This window comes from Microbacterium sp. UBA1612 (assembly GCF_002321605.1).
Classification (GTDB): Bacteria; Actinomycetota; Actinomycetes; order Actinomycetales; family Microbacteriaceae; genus Microbacterium; species Microbacterium luteum.
In genome coordinates this window covers 36,508-53,166 of record NZ_DCMW01000018.1, presented here as the reverse complement: position 1 = coordinate 53,166, position 16,659 = coordinate 36,508, and the positions used below count along the sequence as shown (strand labels likewise).

Below are 16,659 nucleotides of genomic sequence, written 5' to 3'. Positions count from 1 at the left end.
GCGGAGTGGGAAGGGATGTGCGCGCGCGGCGGCTGCGGGATGTGCGGGCAGCGCGGCTGCGGGGTCACACCAGCAGCTGATGCTTGGCGAGGTCGCGGTAGAGCGGCGTGGACTGCACGAGCTCGGAGTGGGTGCCCGATCCGACGACGCGGCCGTTCTCCATCACGACGATGAGATCGCTGTCGACCACGGTCGACAGGCGGTGGGCGATGACGATGAGCGTGCGCCCCGCGGCGACGGCGTCGATCGCCTCGCGCATGCGCTGCTCGTTCAGGCCGTCCAACGACGAGGTCGACTCGTCCAGGAGCAGGATGGGGGGTGCGGCCAGCAGGGCGCGGGCGATCGCGAGGCGCTGGCGCTCGCCGCCGGAGAGCATGACCCCGCTCTCGCCCACGGCGGCGTCGAGCCCGTCGGGGCTCCGGTCGAGCACGTCGCCGAGGTTCACCGCGCGCAGCACACTCTCGCACTCGGCGTCGGTGGCGTCGGGGGAGGCCAGGCGCAGGTTCTCGGCGATCGTGCCGGCGAGGGTCGGCGCGTCCTGTTCGACGTAGCCGAGGCGGCTGCGCAGGTCGTCGCGGTCGAGGGTGCGCACGTCCTGTCCGTCGAGCAGGATGGCGCCGCCGGTCGGGTCGTAGAACCGCTCGATGAGCGACAGGGTCGTGCTCTTTCCCGCACCCGACGGGCCCACCAGGGCCACGCGGGCGCCGCGCGGGACGCGGAACGAGACGCCGCGGAGCACATCCTTCGCCTCGTCCACGGTCTCGGCGGGCTCCGCGTCGTCCGCCTCGTCGGGCAGGGTGACGGCCGACGTGTCGACGTGGGCGCTCTCGAGCACCGCGCGTGCCTCGGTCTCCGCCCGACGGCGAGCGGCGACGACGTGCTCGGGATACCCGAACCGCACGTTCCGGAACTCCACGGCCGCGGCGTCTCCGGCCGTGCCGTCGGGCTCGGGAGCGACGGTCGCGGCGATCCGCGCGTCATCCTGGGTCTCCGTGGGGAGATCGAGCACCTCCTGGATGCGGCCCAGGGCGCCGAGCGCCTGGTTGACGGAGGTGATGGCGCCGAAGAACGACCCGAGCGGCCCGACGAGAAGGAAGAGGAACATCACGAAGGTGACGAGGTCGGCCACCCCGATGGCACCGTCCGCGACGCGGTATCCGCCGAGTCCGAGCACGGCCAGCAGCGACACCTGCAGGGCGATGCCGGCGATGGGCACCACGAGGGCCGACACCTTCGCGATCCGCACCCCCACGCCGTAGGCCTCGCCGGCCGTGGCGGTGAGGGCCGACTGCTCGCGCTCGCCGGCGCCCGATGCCCGCACCGTGCGGATGGAGCCGATGGCGCGCTCGACGCCGGAGGCGAGTTCGCCCACCTTCACCTGCTGCTCCGCCGTCGCCTTGCGGATGCGACCGCTGAGGGTCACGACCCCCAGGATCGACACGCCGAGAACGATCACGATGGCGCCGAGCAGCAGCGGGTCGATGAGCGCCATGGCGATGATGGCGCCGACGAAGATCAGGGCGTTGCCGACGGCATCCGCGAGTCCCTGCGTGAGCACGGCGTACAGGAGGGTGGTGTCGGTGCCCACGCGCGAGACGAGGTCGCCGGTGCGGCGCGCGTCGAACTCGCTGATCGGCAGGTGGAGGATGCGCGCGATGAGCCGCCGCCGGCTCGAGTAGACCACCGCGGTGCCGGTGCGCTGCAGGAGGTAGTGCTGATAGCCGGAGATGACCGACGACACGATCACGAGCGCGACGATCGCCCACACGAGCATCCCGAGCGCCTGCTCGGCCTGCACCGCCTCGATGACCTGCCCGACCAGCACCGGCTGCGCGAGCGTGGTGACGGCGCCGAAGACGCTGAGGATCGCGACGACGACGAGCACGGTGCGGTGCTCCAGGAGGAAGGGCAGCAGCTGCCGCATGCTCGCGCGCGGCCCGTCGTCCGGGGCACCCCGGCCGAATCGGGCGCGGGAGGGGCGGGTGTCAGTGGACATGCGGGTACCTCGGAACAGGGGATGACGGTTGTCTTCGACCGTACTTCGCTTCGCACCGCGACGGTGACGCCCCGGTGACGCCGTGGGCGAACGAGCGCGCGGCGCCGCCGGTCTCAGGCCGGTCTGGCGGGGGTCGCGGCGTCGTTTTCGCGGTGGCCCTCGGGGGGTGTGATCCGCATCTCGGGAAGACGGGCGACGGCGAGCCATCCGGGAAGCACCACCATGCACAGGATGGGCACCATCGCGGCGTCGCCGGAGACGACGGCGGCGATGAACAGCGAGAGCCAGCCGTCGCGGATGACGACGAGGCAGATGCCCAGCACACCGGCCGAGATCGCCAGGGTGAGCGGGATGCCGGGGAAGAGGGCATAGGCGAGCACGCCGACGGCCGCGCCGATGAAGACGGCCGGGAACACGCGGCCGCCGCGGAAGCCGGCGGCGCCGGCGATGAGGAGAGCGGCGAGCTTCACGAGCACGATGAGCGCGAGCTGCCCCGGCGTGAAGTCGTCGGCCTGCTCGGCCAGCTGGGCCATCTGGTCGAGGCCCTTGAAGAGCGTGATGGGACCGCCGATCGCACCGAGGATGCCCAGCAGCAGCCCCGCGACGGTGAGCGGCAGGATCGGGTCGCGCCACCGGTGGAAGAGACGGTGCGCGAGCGGGAAGGCGTAGAGCAGCCCGAGGCCGACGACGATCGCGACGGCGGCGACGACGATCGCGATGCCGAGATCGGGGAGGATGTCCAGCTCGACCGCCGGCAGCGGGAGGGCGAGGCTGCCGTGGTGGGACAGCAGCATCACGATCGACCCGGCGGCGGCCGAGACGAGCGGCGCGAACAGCCGATCCCACAGCAGTTCCTTCGACGCGATCGTCGCGGCGACCGACGTGACCAGCAGCGCGGCCCCGACCGGCGAGCCGAACAGGGCGCCGAAGGTGCCGGTGACGACCATCAGCACGACGAGCCGCGTGGGGATCTTCGGCACCAGGCGGCGGCAGATCCATACCGCGAGGGCGACGTTGATCGTGATGATCGGCGCCTCCGGTCCGAGGCTCACGCCCGTGGCGAGGGTGAGGATCGCGGCTGCGGCGAGGCCGGGGAGGGTCGACAGCGGCATGGGCGGCGGGAAGAACGACTCCGTCGCGGGGTCGGGCCCGGCGTGTCCGGGCGCGAAGCGCACAATGAGGCCGGTGGCGAGCCCGGCGCCGGTGAGGATGCCGATGATCCAGCCCGCCCCGTCGGGGTCGATGCCGGTCGTGGCAGGGAGCACCTCCCACAGCAGGTCCTCCAGCGCCAGTGCGGCGAGGTCGAGGACGATCAGGCCGAGAGCGCTGCCGACCCCGATGAGAAGCGCCGGCAGTGACAGCGCGAGAAGGCGCTTGGTCGGGGAGGCCCGTGCGGCCACGGCGTGATCGTGCTCGCGCCCGAACTCCGGAACCGGGCGGGCGGGTTGCTCTGCCATGGGATCCCCCGAGATCTTCGTGCCGCGCCGAGCCGATCTGGGCGCGCTGCCAGGATAGGGGAACGGATGTCGCCGCCGGGGACTACTCTCAGACGGTGCCCGAACCCGTGATCTCCGCGAAGAACCTCCGGAAGACCTACCGGGTGGCGGGCAAACCCGCGTTCGTCGCCGTCGACGACCTCTCGTTCGAGGTGGCAGCCGGGGAGTCGTTCGGGCTGCTGGGTCCGAACGGGGCGGGCAAGTCGACGACCATGAAGATGATCGGCGCGGTCTCCGCCCGCTCCGGCGGCGACCTGTCGATCCTCGGACTCGATCCCGACCGCAACGGCCCCGAGATCCGGTCGCGACTGGGCGTGGTCCCGCAGCAGGACAACCTCGACGGGGAGTTGAACGCGCGCGAGAACCTGTACATCTACGGCCGGTACTTCGGGCTGCCGGGCCGCGAGTGCCATCGCCGCGCCGACGAGCTCCTCGCGTTCGCGCAGCTGGAGGAGAAGGCCAGGAACAAGGTCGATCAGCTCTCCGGCGGCATGAAGCGGCGTCTCACGATCGCCCGTGGCCTGATCAACGACCCGCGCATCCTGCTGCTCGACGAGCCGACAACGGGGCTGGATCCGCAGGCGCGCCACGTGCTGTGGGACCGGCTGTTCCGGTTGAAGGAGCGGGGGACGACCCTGGTGCTCACCACGCACTACATGGATGAGGCCGAACAGCTCTGCGATCGACTGATCGTCGTCGACAAGGGCCGCATCATGGCCGAGGGGTCGCCCGCGTCGCTCATCCGCGAACACTCCAGCCGCGAGGTGCTCGAGGTGCGCTTCGGGTCGGATCGCAACGAGCAGGTCGCGGCGCAGCTGACGGGCGTCGGCGACCGCATCGAGGTGCTGCCGGACCGGGTCCTCGTGTACGCGCACGACGGCGAGCGGGCGCTGGAGGAGGTCACCGCGCGCGATCTGCACCCGCGCACGTCGCTCGTGCGGCGCTCCAGCCTCGAAGACGTCTTCCTGCGACTGACCGGACGGTCGCTGATCGAATGACGACCGAGCAGACGCACGCGCCCACGCTCGACGAGCTCCGCGAGGAGGCCCTCGCGTGGGGGCGCCGACCGCGCGCCCGCGGCGCGCTGTACGTCACCGAGCACATGGTGCGCGCCATGCGCGCCTACGGATGGACGATCGTGGTCGGGGCCCTGGGGCAGCCGATGCTCTACCTGCTCGGCCTCGCCGTCGGGCTGGCCGCGCTCATCCAGGCGCCCATCGACGACGGCTCTCAGCAGGTGCCGTACCTCGTCTTCGTGGCCCCGGCGCTGCTGATGACCTCGGCGATCGCCGTCGCCAGCGAGGAGTTCACCTACCCCGTGATGGCGGGCTTCAAGTGGCGGCGGTACTTCTTCGGATTCTCGGCCTCGCCGCTGTCGCCGGGGCAGATCGCCGGCGGCGTGGTGGCCGGTGCCGCCGCGCGCATGACGATGACCGTCGTGCTCTACTTCGCCTTCATCGCCCTGTTCTTCGCCGTTCTCCAGCCTGGCGCCCTGGTGCCGGCCACGGCGTGGCTGTCGATGCCCATCGGCATCCTCGCGGGGCTCTCCTTCGGCGTGCCGCTGATGGCGTATGCGGCGTCGATCGTGGACGACAAGGGTCAGTTCGCGCTGGTGCAGCGCTTCGTGTTCATGCCCATGTTCCTCTTCTCGGGAACGTTCTACCCTCTGACGAACCTCCCGATCGGCCTGCAGTGGATCGGATGGATCTCGCCGCTGTGGCACGCCACCGAGCTCGGCCGAGTCGTCACGTACGGAGCCGAGGTGGCGCCCGGGATGATCGCGGTGCACCTGATCTATCTCCTCGCGCTCACCGCCGGCGGACTCGTCGTCGCGCGGCGCCTGTTCGCCAGGAGGCTCGCGGCATGAGCGCCGGCACGACGCAGCACCCGGTCGGCCGAGCCCGCGCCGGCGGGGTGCGGGCCCTCTGGTCCGGCAATCCGCAGGCCGTGGTGCAGCGCGGCCTGATCGCGGCGCGATCCTCCAGCTGGGTCGTGGTCGTCTCGGGCTTCTTCGAGCCGGTGTTCTACCTGCTGTCGATGGGGATCGGACTCGGCGTCATCATCGGCGAGGTCGAGGCGGCGCCGGGCGTCGAGGTGAGCTACGCCGCGTTCATCGCCCCGGCGCTGCTGGCGGTCTCGGCGATGAACGGCGCGATCTACGACTCGACGTGGAACGTCTTCTTCAAGCTCAACTACGGCAAGCTCTACGAGGGCATGCTGGCGACCTCGCTCGGTCCGCTCGATGTCGCGCTCGGCGAGATCCTGTACGCACTGCTGCGCGGCCTCGTCTATGCGTCGGGGTTCATGATCGTCATGCAGATCGCCGGCCTCAACCTCGCGTGGACCGCGATCCTGGCGCTTCCGGCGGTGCTCCTGATCGCGTTCGGCTTCGCGGCGGTGGGGATGGCGGTGACGAGCTTCATGAAGACCTTCCAGCACATGGACTGGATCAACTTCGTGCTGCTGCCGATGTTCCTGTTCTCGGCGACCCTCTACCCGATCTCGGTCTACCCGGAGTGGGTGCAGCAGATCATCATGGCGTTCCCGCTGTGGCACGCCGTCGACCTCATCCGCGGCCTCACGACCGGCATCCTCTCCGCGGGGATGCTGTGGCACGTGCTCTACTTCGTGGTCATGATCGCCCTCGGGCTGGTGTTCACCACGCGGCGGCTGCGCGCCCTGTTCCTGGACTGAACGAACCGCCGCCCGCAGACGGTCAGAGCGAGCCGCTGGCGGCCACGCCGATGTTGTCGTCGTAGTCGACGTCTTTGGTCTCCGGGGCGAGGATGAGGGCGACGAAGGTGAGCACCGCCATCGCGGACAGGTAGACGCCCACCAGCCACGGGGCGCCGCCGGTCGCGGCCCACAGGGCCACCGCCACGATCGGGGCGAGAGCGGCGCCGAGGATCGAGGAGAGGTTGTAGGCGATCGCCGATCCCGAGTAGCGCACGTTCGTCGGGAACAGCTCGGGGAGGACGGCGCCCATCGGTCCGAACGTGGCACCCATGAGCATGAACCCGAACACGAGGAACGCCTGCACCATCGCCCCGGTGAACTTCGGGTCGGCCTGCGGCAGCAGGAACACGTTGAAGGTCAGTCCGAACACGATGATCAGCCCCGTGATCCACAGCAGCAGGCGCCGTCGGCCGATCGCGTCGGCGACGGGACCGGCCAGCAGGGTGAAGATGCCGAAGAAGACCACGCCGATGATCTGCATCAGCACGAAGTCGGTGTAGCCGAAGCCGAGCCCGGGGTAGAACTGGTCGGCGAACGCGGCCGCGTCGAAGCTCTGGCCGGATGCCTCCGCGGCCGTGCGGGCCGCCGCCGTGGCGGTATCGAGGTCGGCCGCCTTGGTGCCGTAGGAGAGCGTGAAGTTCGTCATCAGGTAGAACAGCACGTAGGTGGCCAGCATGATGAACGTGCCGAGCACGATCTGCCAGCCGTTGCGGCGGACCACCGTGACCAGGGGGAACTTGCGCAGCGCGCCGTGCGCTCCGGCCTTCACGAACGTCTCCGACTCCACCAGGCGCAGGCGCACCCACAGTCCGATGATCACCATGACGGCCGAGAACAGGAACGGCACGCGCCATCCCCACGCGAGGAACGCCTCGGACTGCTGCGTGGGGCCGTCGGGGTGCGGGAGGGCCCAGCTGATCGCGAGGAAAACGCTGTTGGCGATGATGAACCCGAGCGGAGCGCCGAGCTGCGGGAAGGTGCCGTACCAGGCGCGCTTGCCCTTCGGCGCGTTCTCCGTCGCCACGAGCGCCGCGCCGGACCACTCGCCGCCCAGCGCGAAGCCCTGGGCGAGGCGCAGGACGAGCAGGAGCACCGCGGCAGCGGCGCCGATGTCCTGGAAGGTGGGGAGGCACCCGATGAGGATCGTGGCGACGCCCATGGTGAGCAGGGACCACACCAGCGTGATCTTGCGGCCGAACCGGTCGCCGAAATGGCCGAAGACGATGGCCCCCAGCGGGCGGGCGATCATCGCCGCGCCGAAGACGCTGAACGACAGCAGCAGAGCGGTCGTGTCGTTCCCGGTAGGGAAGAAGAGCGCCGGGAAGACCAGCACGGCAGCGGTGGCGTAGACGTAGAAGTCGTAGAACTCGATCGTCGTGCCGACGAGGCTCGCGGTGATGACGCGAGAGCGGGGATTCGCCGGAGCGGTTCGGGGGGAAGTCATGGCGAGCGACAAGCTTACTCTCGGCGCCCGCCGATCCGGATCACGTCCAGAGCACCGCGATGGCCGCGTTCGCGAGCGTCAGCGCGCCGATCGACCAGAAGACGCCGGTCGGCACCGAGCCGCGCTTGCGCTGCCGTGCGGAGCCGATCCCGAGCAGCGCTCCGATGACGAGGAGGATGACGAGCTTGACGCCGATCTTGATGTAGTTCAGCTCGTACGACACTCCCCACGGAGCGGCGAGGGCGAGGCCCGCGACGGCGGCGACGGCGAGGCCCCAGTTCATCAGCCGTGTCACGTTCCGACGGCCACCGATGGCCTCGACCGCCCATGTGCCGAAGAGCAGGGCGAACCCGACGAGATGGACGAGCACGACGAGGTGGCGAAGGAACTCCATGCGACACAACCTACGGCGCCGGATGCGAGGCCGCCAGCAAGGACGACCTAACCGTCGCCCCGTCAGCCGCGCAGCGCGCGGGTGACCAGAGCGGTGCGCACCGCGGCGTCCGCCGCTTCCGCACCCTTGTCCTCTTTCGAGCCCTCCAGGCCCGCCCGGTCGAGTCCCTGCTGTTCGTCGTCGAGGGTGAGCACGCCGAACCCGACGGGTCTGCCGGCGTCGAGCGACACGCGGGTGAGTCCGTCGGTGGCGGCGGCGGCGACGAAGTCGAAGTGCGGCGTGCCGCCGCGGATGATCACGCCCAGTGCCACGACCGCGTCGGCCCCGCCCGCGAAGGCGGCCTGCGCCGCCAGGGCGAGCTCGAACGAGCCGGGCACGCGCACGAGGCGGTGGTCGGCGCCGCTGGCATCCAGCACGCGTTGAGCGCCGGCGACGAGCCCGTCGGTGATGGTGTCGTGCCACGTGCCGGCGATCACGACGACGGAGAGCCCCGTCGCGTCGACGGGGGCGGGGGTCTGGGGTGCTCCGGTGCCGCTCATGCGCCGGCTCCTTCCTTCATCTGCGCGACCGCGTCGGCGAGGTCCTCCTCGGCGATGATGTGTCCCATGCGGTCGCGCTTGGTGGCGAGGTACTGGTGGTTGTTGGGTCCGACGCCGACCAGCAGCGGCACCTGCTCGACGATGTCGAGTCCGAGTTCGCGCAGCTGGCTGACCTTGTCGGTGTTGTTGGTGAGCAGGCGCACGCGCTCGACGCCGAGGTCGGCGAGGATGCCCGCGGCCGCGGCGTAGTCGCGCGCATCGGCCGGCAGCCCGAGCTCGAGGTTGGCGTCGACGGTGTCGTAGCCGCGCTCCTGCAGCCCGTAGGCGCGGAGCTTGTTGATGAGGCCGATGCCGCGTCCTTCGTGACCGCGCATGTAGACCACGACGCCGCCGTCCTGCTCGATCGCGTCGAGGGCGGCATCCAGCTGCGATCCGCACTCGCACTTCAGCGATCCGAACGCCTCACCGGTGAGGCACTCCGAGTGCACCCGCACGAGCGGGGCGTCGGAGGAGAGGTCGCCGGAGACGACGGCGATGTGGTCGGTGCCGGTCACGCGGTCCTTGTAGGCGAGGAAGCGGAACTCGCCGTGGGAGGTGGGAACGCGCGACTCTGCGCGCAGGCTCACGCGGCGGCGATGCGCGTGGCCGGACCGGGTGCCGTCGGGGTCGACCTCCCCGAGGTGCGCGATGAGCTGCTCGATCGTGATCACCGGCACGCCGTCGCGTCGACCGAGCTCGATCAGACCGGGAAGGCGCATCATCGACCCGTCCTCCGCGACGATCTCGGCGATCGCTCCCACCGGTTCCAGCCCCGCGAGCCGCATGAGCTCGACGGCGGCCTCGGTATGTCCGCCGCGCTCCCGCACGCCGCCGTCGACGGCGCGCAGCGGCAGGATGTGTCCGGGGCGGATCACGCTCGACGGCGTCGACGCGGGGTTCGCCAGCACGTTGAGGGTGTGCGCGCGGTCGGCGGCGCTGATGCCCGTGGTGATGCCGTCGGCCGCGTCGACGCTCACGGTGTACGCGGTGCCGCGGGCGTCCTGGTTGGTCTCCACCATCGGCGGCAGGTCGAGGGCGTCGGCGCGATCGGCGGGCATCGGCGCGCAGATGAAGCCGCTGGACCATCGGACGGTCCACGCGATCCATTCCGGCGTCGCCAGCTGCGCGGACAGGATGACGTCGCCTTCGTTCTCGCGGTTCTCGTCGTCGGCGACGATGACGGGGCGTCCCGCGCGCAGGGCGTCGAGGGCGTCGGAGATGGGGGAAAGGCTCATCGGGAGCCTCCTTCCGGATCTGCGCCGGCGGTCGGCGCGAAGGCGAGGAGTCGCTGCACGTGGCGCGCGAGGATGTCGGTCTCGAGGTTCACGCGGTCACCGGCCGCGCGCTCGCCGAGGGTGGTGGCCGTGAGGGTCTCGGGGATGAGGGAGACCTCGAACCACGGTGCGTCGGCGTCGGCGGCGCTCGCGGAGCTGACGGTGAGGGAGACCCCGTCGACGGCGATGGAGCCCTTGTCGACGACGAGGGGCGCGAGTTGAGCGGGCAGACCGATCCGCAGCACGAGCCACTGCGCACCGGGCCGCACCTCGAGCACCTCGCCGGTGCCGTCGATGTGTCCCTGCACGATGTGGCCGCCGAGGCGCCCGCCGGTCGCGGTGGCCCGCTCGATGTTCACTCGGCGACCCGGCGCCGCCCCGGCGAGGGTCGACATGTCGAGCGTCTGCTTCATGACGTCGGCGGTGAACCCGTCGGCGGCCTGCTCGACGACGGTGAGGCAGACGCCGGAGACGGCGATGGAGTCGCCGTGGGAGGCGTCGGAGACCGCGATCGGCGCGCGCACCGTCAGCCGGACGCCGTCGCCGGAAAGCGCCACGTCGGTGATCTCGCCGAGTTCCTCGATGATTCCGGTGAACATTCACGCGCCTTTCGTCGGGTCCGCCGCGGCGGAGGAGGGGTGGGCGATGATCCGCACGTCGTCGCCGAGTGGGTCGATCGAGACGGTGTCGAGCCGCAGGGCCGACCCGATGGTCGGCACGCCGATCTCGCCCAGGGCGAGCCGTGCACCGCCGAGCAGCACCGGGGCGACGTAGACGATCACGTCGTCGACGAGGCCGGCGCGCAGGAACGCCGAGGCGAGGGCGGGCCCGCCCTCGACGAACACCCGATGGAAGCCGAGGCCGCGCAGCTCCGCCAGCACCGCGGGCAGGTCGTCGCCCGCGCGCTGGAGGAACGGGCGGGGATGCCGGCGCACGGCCGCATCGTGCGGGATGTCGCGGCGCCCGAGCACGAGCGGCACCGGCTGGGAGTCGTGCAGTGCGCCGGAGGGGGTGCGGGCGGTGAGGGCGGGGTCGTCGGCGAGCACCGTGCCGATGCCGGCGACGATGACGTCGGCCGCCGCGCGGCGGCGATGCACGTCTTCGCGTGCCGCGGAGCCCGTGATCCACTGGCTCGTGCCGTCGGCGGCGGCGGCTCGTCCGTCGAGTGACTGCGCCCACTTCACCGTCACGTGCGGACGCCCGAGGCGCTGCACCGCGAGCCATGACCCGAGCAGGTCGGTGCCGTCGGCGGCGAAAACGGCCGGCTCCACATCGATGCCGGCGGCGCGAAGTCGATCGGCCCCGCCGGAGGACGCCTCTCCCGGGTCGTCGACGGCGAACACGACGCGGGCGATGCCCGCCGCGATGAGCGCTTCGCTGCACGGTCCGGTGCGCCCGGTGTGATTGCAGGGCTCGAGGGTGACCACGGCCGTGGCGCCGCGCGCGGCACCGTCGGACAGGTGCGACAGGGCGTCGACCTCGGCGTGCGCGGTTCCGGCGCCTCGATGCCACCCCTCCGCGAGGACCTCGCCGTCGGGGGAGAGGATGACCGCGCCGACCTGGGGGTTCGCGCCTCGCGGGCCGCGCAGGGCGAGGTCGAGGGCGCGACGCATCGCGCCCTGCTCCGCCGCGGTGGCCGGCATCCGTCATCTCCTCGTCCGTCTGATCTCTACTGCCGCAGATCATCGCGCTGCTGCAGATCATCGCGCACACGGAAGACGGGAAGCGGCGACGCGTCAGCGTCGCTCGTGCCACCTCCCATCCGGACTCGCGTCGGGTTTCCCCGTCGCATCACCGTCGGTTCCGGAATTCCACCGGATCAACCCGCATCGTCATCCGTTCGGATCTCGATGCGGGGTCGCGGACTTTCACCGCCGGTTCGGATTCTCACCGACCCCGGAGCACGTCGACACTCATTCTAGGTCAACCGCACGCGTGCGCATCCATTCCCGATGCGCACCGCGTCACGGAGGCGTCAGTCGTTCTCCACCAGGGCGCGGGCCGTTCCCTCGTCGATCACGAGGTCGGTCACCAGGCCCGCCGCGATCGCGCCGCGCAGGCTCGCGAGCTTGGACTCGCCCGCCACAATGCAGCAGCGCCGCGGAACCTGCCGCAGCGCCGCGAAGTCGGGGCCCGTCGCACGTTCGTTCAGCGCGATGCCGTCGCTGGACCCGTCGGCCCGGAAGAAGACCGTGGCGACGTCGCCGACCACCCCGTCCCGGGCGAGGGCGCCGAGATCGGACGGGTCGAGGAATCCGCCGGAGTATACGTGGCTGCGTACCCGCGCCGACGCGGACCCCACGCTGAAGAGCACGAGGCCCATCTTGTCCTGCGTCTCGAGGATGCGCCGAGTGCTGCGCTCGCGCCACAGCAGGCGCTTGGTCTCCGGGTCGTCGAAGAACGCCGGGACCGGGAACTGCTGCACGCTTCCGCGGTACGCCTCGCCGAAGCGGCTGAGGATCTCGCTGGCGTAGAGCAGACCGGTCGTATGCGTGTTCCCCGAGCCGTTCAGCTGCACGAAGGTGGTGTCGTGCACGGGTTTCGGAATGAGGTGCGTGCTGACCGCGGCCAGCGTCGACCCCCATGCGACGCCGACGGTGAGCTCCGAGTGCACGAAGTCGTGGATCACGTGGGCGGCGCCGAGGGCGACGCGCGCCAGACGTTCCGCTTCGGGCAGGTCGCCGGGCATCGGCACCACGTGCGCGGTGACGCCGAAGCGCGTCGCGATGCGCGACTCCAGCGTATGAGGCGCCTCGTGCGGCGAGCGGATCCGGATGTCGACGATGCCCTGGGCGCGCGCGTAGGAGAGCAGCCGGGAGACCGTCGAGCGCGATGTGCGCAGTTCCCCGGCGATCGCATCCATGGTTCGGTTCTGCACGTAGTAGAGGTGCGCCGCGGTGTGCGCTCGGTCTACACGGAACGCACCGTCGCGCCCGTCGTCGATATCGTCCATGACGACATGGTTGCACATGTGTGCAGAGCCGCTGAAATATCGCGCAGCGGTGTGATGATGGATACCGGATCGAAAGGACGACCATGACGGATCGAAACGCGCCCTCCCTCCGCACCGACCTCGCCGCCCGGCCCCACGCCGAGGTTCTGATCATCGGCGGCGGCATCAACGGTCTCGCCACCTTCCGCGACCTCGCGCTGCAGGGGGTGGATGTCGCGCTGGTGGAGAAGAACGACTTCATCAGTGGCGCCTCCGCCGGGTCGTCCCACATGATCCACGGCGGGGTGCGCTACCTCGAGAACGGCGAGTTCCGTCTCGTCCACGAAGCCGTCCGCGAGCGCAACGACCTCATCGGCACGGCGCCGCACTACGTCAAGCCGCTGCAGACGACCATCCCGATTCACTCGGCCTTCTCGGGGCTGTTCAATGCCCCGCTGCGCATGCTCACGCACCGGTCGGGGAAGCCGAAGGAACGCGGGGCGCTGCTGATCAAGGTCGGGTTGACGATCTACGACTCCTTCTCGCGCAACGGTGGCCGTGTGCCCCGGCACGAGTTCCACGGGCGCAAGCGTTCGCTTCGCGCGCTGCCGGATCTCGGTCCCGACGTGAAGTACACCGCGACGTACTGGGACGCCGCGATCCGCGACCCGGAGCGACTCGGGCAGGACCTCGTCCGCGACGCGCGCGCCGCCGGAGGCGACCGCGCCCGTGCGGTCAATTACACGGCCGCCGTTGCCATCGACGGCGACCAGGTCGTGCTCGAAGACGGGCCGACCGGGCGGCGGATCCCCTTCTCCGCCCAGATCGTCATCAACGCCGCGGGACCGTGGGCCGACCTCGTCAACGACGCACTCGGTCGAGAGACTCGCTACATGGCCGGGACGAAGGGCTCGCACATCGTCCTCGACCACCCCGAGCTGCTGGATGCGACCGGCGGACGCGAGCTGTTCTTCGAGAACAGCGACGGACGCATCGTGCTCATCCACCCCCTCAAGGGCCGCGTACTGGTGGGCACGAGCGACCTCGAGCACGACATCACGGAGCCGGCGGTGTGCACGGAGGATGAGGTCGACTACTTCATCGACCTCATCGCGCAGGTGCTGCCCGACATCGCCGTCGACCGATCTCAGATCGTCTACCGCTTCAGCGGTGTGCGGCCGCTGCCCAGCCACGAGGACCTGCCGCCCGGGTTCGTCTCGCGCGACTACCGCGTCGAGCACGGCGTGCTCGTGACGGGTGGGCCGCGCCTGATCACGCTCGTGGGCGGCAAGTGGACGACCTTCCGCGCGTCGGCGGAGCACCTCGCCGATGACGCGCTGAAAGAGCTCGGCCGCGAGCGCTCGGTGACCACGCGAGGCCTCGCGATCGGTGGCGGCAAGGGATACCCGGTCGACGAGCGCTCGCGCCAGGCGTGGGTGGAACGCCACGCCGACGGTGTCGGGCGCGAGCGCGCGGCCGTCCTGCTTGCGCGCTACGGCACGATCGCGCGCGAGGTGATCGACGCGATCGTCGAGGACGACGACGATCGCGCGCTCGAGACCCTCCCGGACTTCTCGACGGGGGAACTGCGATTCCTTGCGGTCAACGAGGATGTCGAGCGCCTCGCCGACCTCCTCCAGCGGCGCTCCGACCTTGCCTTCACCGGGCGGCTGTCTCGTGAGATCTTCACCGAGGTCGCGGAGGCCGTCGCCTCGGTCCTGGAGTGGGATGAGGCCCGCGTCGGTTCCGAGATCGCGCGCACGATGGATCAGTTGGCCGCCCTCCACGGGTGGCAGGCGACGGCCGACGCGGACACTCCGGCATGAGAATGCACATATGTGCACGGCGGTTGCGACGGTGTTCACCCGCTGGTTAGGGTTCCGGAGTCGCAGGATCTCACGGTGACGTGATCGATCACGCGGCTCCACCCGACTCACGAAGGAGTGTCCACGTGAAACCGCAGCTGTACCGCCGGAATGCCTTCTGGCTGGTGCTCTCCCTGATCCTCGTCGCCGTGTCCGGCGTCGGGGCCTCGCTTGTCCAGTCCGACGCCGGAAGCGTCGAGATCGAGGATCTGCGCTGGGAGACGCCCACCGGAAAGACGATGAGCGCCTTGCTCTATGTCCCCGAGAGCGCCACCCCCGACAACCCCGCCCCGGGTGTCGTCGCCAGCCATGGATGGTTCAACAACCGGGAGATGCAGGACCTGAACTACGTCGAGCTTGCGCGGCGCGGGTTCGTGGTCATGTCGATCGACATGTACGGCCACGGCGACAGCGATTGGCTCGTCCCCGGCGAGGAGGCCGTGGCCGGGACCGGCATGTACGACGCCGTCAAGCTCATGCACGACCTGCCATACGTCGACCCGCAGGAGATCGGCGTGACCGGCCACTCGAACGGCGCCCGTGCCGCGAATTTCTCCGTGCTCGAGGACAACGAAGCCGCCGAGCCGCTCATCGCCGCCGTGCTGCTGGTCGACAACGACCCGATCTACAAGAACCCCGAGACGGGGGAGTGGGTCAACGTCTACGGGGCCCGCGACACCGGTCTCATCCAAGCGAAGTACGACGAGTTCTTCTTCCGCACCTATGACGAGAACGGCGTCGTGCTCACCGCCCCTCGGGACTACGTCTCGACCGACAACGCGCAGTCCTTCCTGCACTTCGGGGCCGATCCGTCGTCGTTCACCGACGAGCGCGAGGCCGGGGTCTACTACGACGAGGCGATCGACGGCACCGACAGCTCCCGCGTGATCTACAGCCTCGACCAGACTCACCCGTGGTCCCACACGTCCGCGACGGCGGCAGGCGACCTGGTGGAATTCTTCGACACCGTGTTCGAGTCGCCGAATCCGATCGACGCCGCCAATCAGGTGTGGCAGTGGAAGGTCTTCTTCAACACCCTCGGACTCATCGGATTCGGAATCTTCCTCGTGGCGTTCGCCCGTGCTCTGGTGACGACGAAGATGTTCGCAGCAGCTCGCCTCCCCGCCCCTGACGCGCAACCACTGGCCGGACGCGCTGCGAAGCTGTGGTTCTGGGGTGGCCTGGCGGTGTCCGCCGTCGTCAGCGCCGTCACGTACGTGTGGCTGAGCCAGCAGGCCTTCACCGGTCTCGTGCCGGCGTTCATCCCGCAGACCCCGCCGTACTTCATCGGGTTCTGGGCCGCCGTCAACGGCGTCTTCACCCTCCTGGTGCTGTTGGCCGCGTGGTGGTTCACGATGCGTGGCTCGAACTCCGGCCTCGCCGCCCGCGGTCTCTGGCAGGGATGGCGGCCGTTCGGCGCCGGTGTCGCCGTCGCGCTGCTGACCGTCGTCGCGGCGTTCGGACTCGTGTTCGTCGTGGATTACTTCTTCCAGACCGACTTCCGCCTGTGGGTCCTCGCGGTGCGGGCGTTCACTCCCGACAAGATCGGCCTCGCGCTGATCGTTCTGCCGCTATTCGTGATCTACTTCGTCGCGAACTCCGTCGCCGTGAACGTCTTCAACCGTGTGACCATCGGTGGTCGCGAGTGGATCAACACCGCCCTGTTGGCGTTCTTCAACGCGCTGGGTCCGCTCGTCCTGGTCATCGCGCAGTACGTGACCTTCGCGGCAAGCGGTCACCTCATCCCGGGCTTCGGAGGCATCTTCAGCATCTGGCTGTTCCCGGTCCTGGTGATCCTCCCCGTCGCGGCGATCGTGTCGCGGAAGATCTACCGAGAGACGTCCAACCCGTACATCGGCGGGCTGATCATGGCGGCCGCCGTCGCCATGGTCTCCGCGTCGAATACGCTGACGTACGTCGTATGACCCGATGCGGGGCACCCGG

The 16,659-nt window shown here is 70.1% G+C and carries 14 protein-coding genes and 1 riboswitch; of the genes, 5 read left to right on the top strand and 9 right to left on the bottom strand.

Annotation, left to right across the window (positions count from 1 at the left end; all coding sequences use genetic code 11):
- Positions 1–64: 64 nt before the first annotated feature.
- Together B3S45_RS07280 and B3S45_RS07275 are read right to left on the bottom strand one after the other, a co-directional pair.
- Positions 65–1,996 carry an ABC transporter ATP-binding protein gene (locus B3S45_RS07280; protein WP_286718511.1) on the bottom strand — a complete coding sequence of 644 codons (1,932 nt, stop codon included), beginning with the start codon at positions 1,994–1,996 and terminating at the stop codon, positions 65–67.
- A 113-nt stretch (positions 1,997–2,109) separates the two neighbouring features.
- On the bottom strand, positions 2,110–3,453 hold the full coding sequence (locus tag B3S45_RS07275; RefSeq protein ID WP_286718509.1) for an ion channel protein: 1,344 nt from the start codon (positions 3,451–3,453) through the stop codon (positions 2,110–2,112).
- Between the two features lie 95 nt (positions 3,454–3,548).
- Here B3S45_RS07275 and B3S45_RS07270 point away from each other — a divergent pair, with 95 nt between their 5' ends.
- From B3S45_RS07270 to B3S45_RS07260, 3 genes are read left to right on the top strand one after another with little or no spacing between them, the layout of a single operon-like run.
- Positions 3,549–4,490, top strand: coding sequence for an ABC transporter ATP-binding protein (locus B3S45_RS07270; RefSeq protein ID WP_286718507.1), 942 nt, complete (start codon positions 3,549–3,551; stop codon positions 4,488–4,490).
- Complete coding sequence (locus B3S45_RS07265; protein ID WP_194383574.1) at positions 4,487–5,359, top strand: ABC transporter permease; 873 nt, start codon at positions 4,487–4,489, stop codon at positions 5,357–5,359. The genes B3S45_RS07270 and B3S45_RS07265 overlap by 4 nt, the downstream gene beginning before the upstream one ends.
- Entirely contained in the window at positions 5,356–6,186 is an 831-nt protein-coding gene (locus tag B3S45_RS07260; RefSeq protein WP_286718504.1) for an ABC transporter permease, read from the top strand. The genes B3S45_RS07265 and B3S45_RS07260 overlap by 4 nt, the downstream gene beginning before the upstream one ends.
- Positions 6,187–6,208: 22 nt before the next feature.
- Here the strand turns inward: B3S45_RS07260 and B3S45_RS07255 are convergent, their stop codons facing one another.
- The 7 genes from B3S45_RS07255 to B3S45_RS07225 form a co-directional block, all read right to left on the bottom strand.
- Positions 6,209–7,672 carry an MFS transporter gene (locus tag B3S45_RS07255; RefSeq protein WP_176759416.1) on the bottom strand — a complete coding sequence of 488 codons (1,464 nt, stop codon included), beginning with the start codon at positions 7,670–7,672 and terminating at the stop codon, positions 6,209–6,211.
- A gap of 40 nt (positions 7,673–7,712) precedes the next feature.
- Complete coding sequence (locus tag B3S45_RS07250; RefSeq protein WP_286718501.1) at positions 7,713–8,066, bottom strand: Fe-S protein; 354 nt, start codon at positions 8,064–8,066, stop codon at positions 7,713–7,715.
- Between the two features lie 62 nt (positions 8,067–8,128).
- Entirely contained in the window at positions 8,129–8,605 is a 477-nt protein-coding gene (gene ribH / locus B3S45_RS07245; RefSeq protein ID WP_286718499.1) for a 6,7-dimethyl-8-ribityllumazine synthase, read from the bottom strand.
- Entirely contained in the window at positions 8,602–9,879 is a 1,278-nt protein-coding gene (ribA, locus tag B3S45_RS07240; RefSeq protein ID WP_194383571.1) for a GTP cyclohydrolase II, read from the bottom strand. Before ribA ends, ribH begins: the two co-directional genes overlap by 4 nt.
- A complete protein-coding gene (locus B3S45_RS07235) occupies positions 9,876–10,517 on the bottom strand; it encodes a riboflavin synthase (RefSeq protein WP_286718497.1) in 642 nt (213 codons plus the stop codon). The genes ribA and B3S45_RS07235 overlap by 4 nt, the downstream gene beginning before the upstream one ends.
- Positions 10,518–11,561, bottom strand: a complete 1,044-nt coding sequence (gene ribD, locus B3S45_RS07230; RefSeq protein WP_286718495.1) for a bifunctional diaminohydroxyphosphoribosylaminopyrimidine deaminase/5-amino-6-(5-phosphoribosylamino)uracil reductase RibD — start codon at positions 11,559–11,561, stop codon at positions 10,518–10,520.
- A 103-nt stretch (positions 11,562–11,664) separates the two neighbouring features.
- Positions 11,665–11,825: riboswitch (FMN riboswitch) on the bottom strand.
- A 68-nt stretch (positions 11,826–11,893) separates the two neighbouring features.
- The gene (locus B3S45_RS07225; protein ID WP_286718492.1) at positions 11,894–12,871 is read right to left on the bottom strand and encodes a sugar-binding transcriptional regulator; all 978 of its coding nucleotides are present in this window, start codon (positions 12,869–12,871) and stop codon (positions 11,894–11,896) included.
- Positions 12,872–12,954: 83 nt separating this feature from the next.
- On the opposite strand from B3S45_RS07225, the gene B3S45_RS07220 reads away from it, so the two are divergent.
- Both B3S45_RS07220 and B3S45_RS07215 read left to right on the top strand, forming a co-directional pair.
- Positions 12,955–14,676: a glycerol-3-phosphate dehydrogenase/oxidase gene (locus B3S45_RS07220; protein WP_286718487.1), complete on the top strand. Its 1,722-nt coding sequence runs from the start codon at positions 12,955–12,957 to the stop codon at positions 14,674–14,676.
- Between the two features lie 125 nt (positions 14,677–14,801).
- Complete coding sequence (locus tag B3S45_RS07215; RefSeq protein WP_286718484.1) at positions 14,802–16,640, top strand: dienelactone hydrolase family protein; 1,839 nt, start codon at positions 14,802–14,804, stop codon at positions 16,638–16,640.
- Positions 16,641–16,659 lie beyond the last annotated feature (19 nt).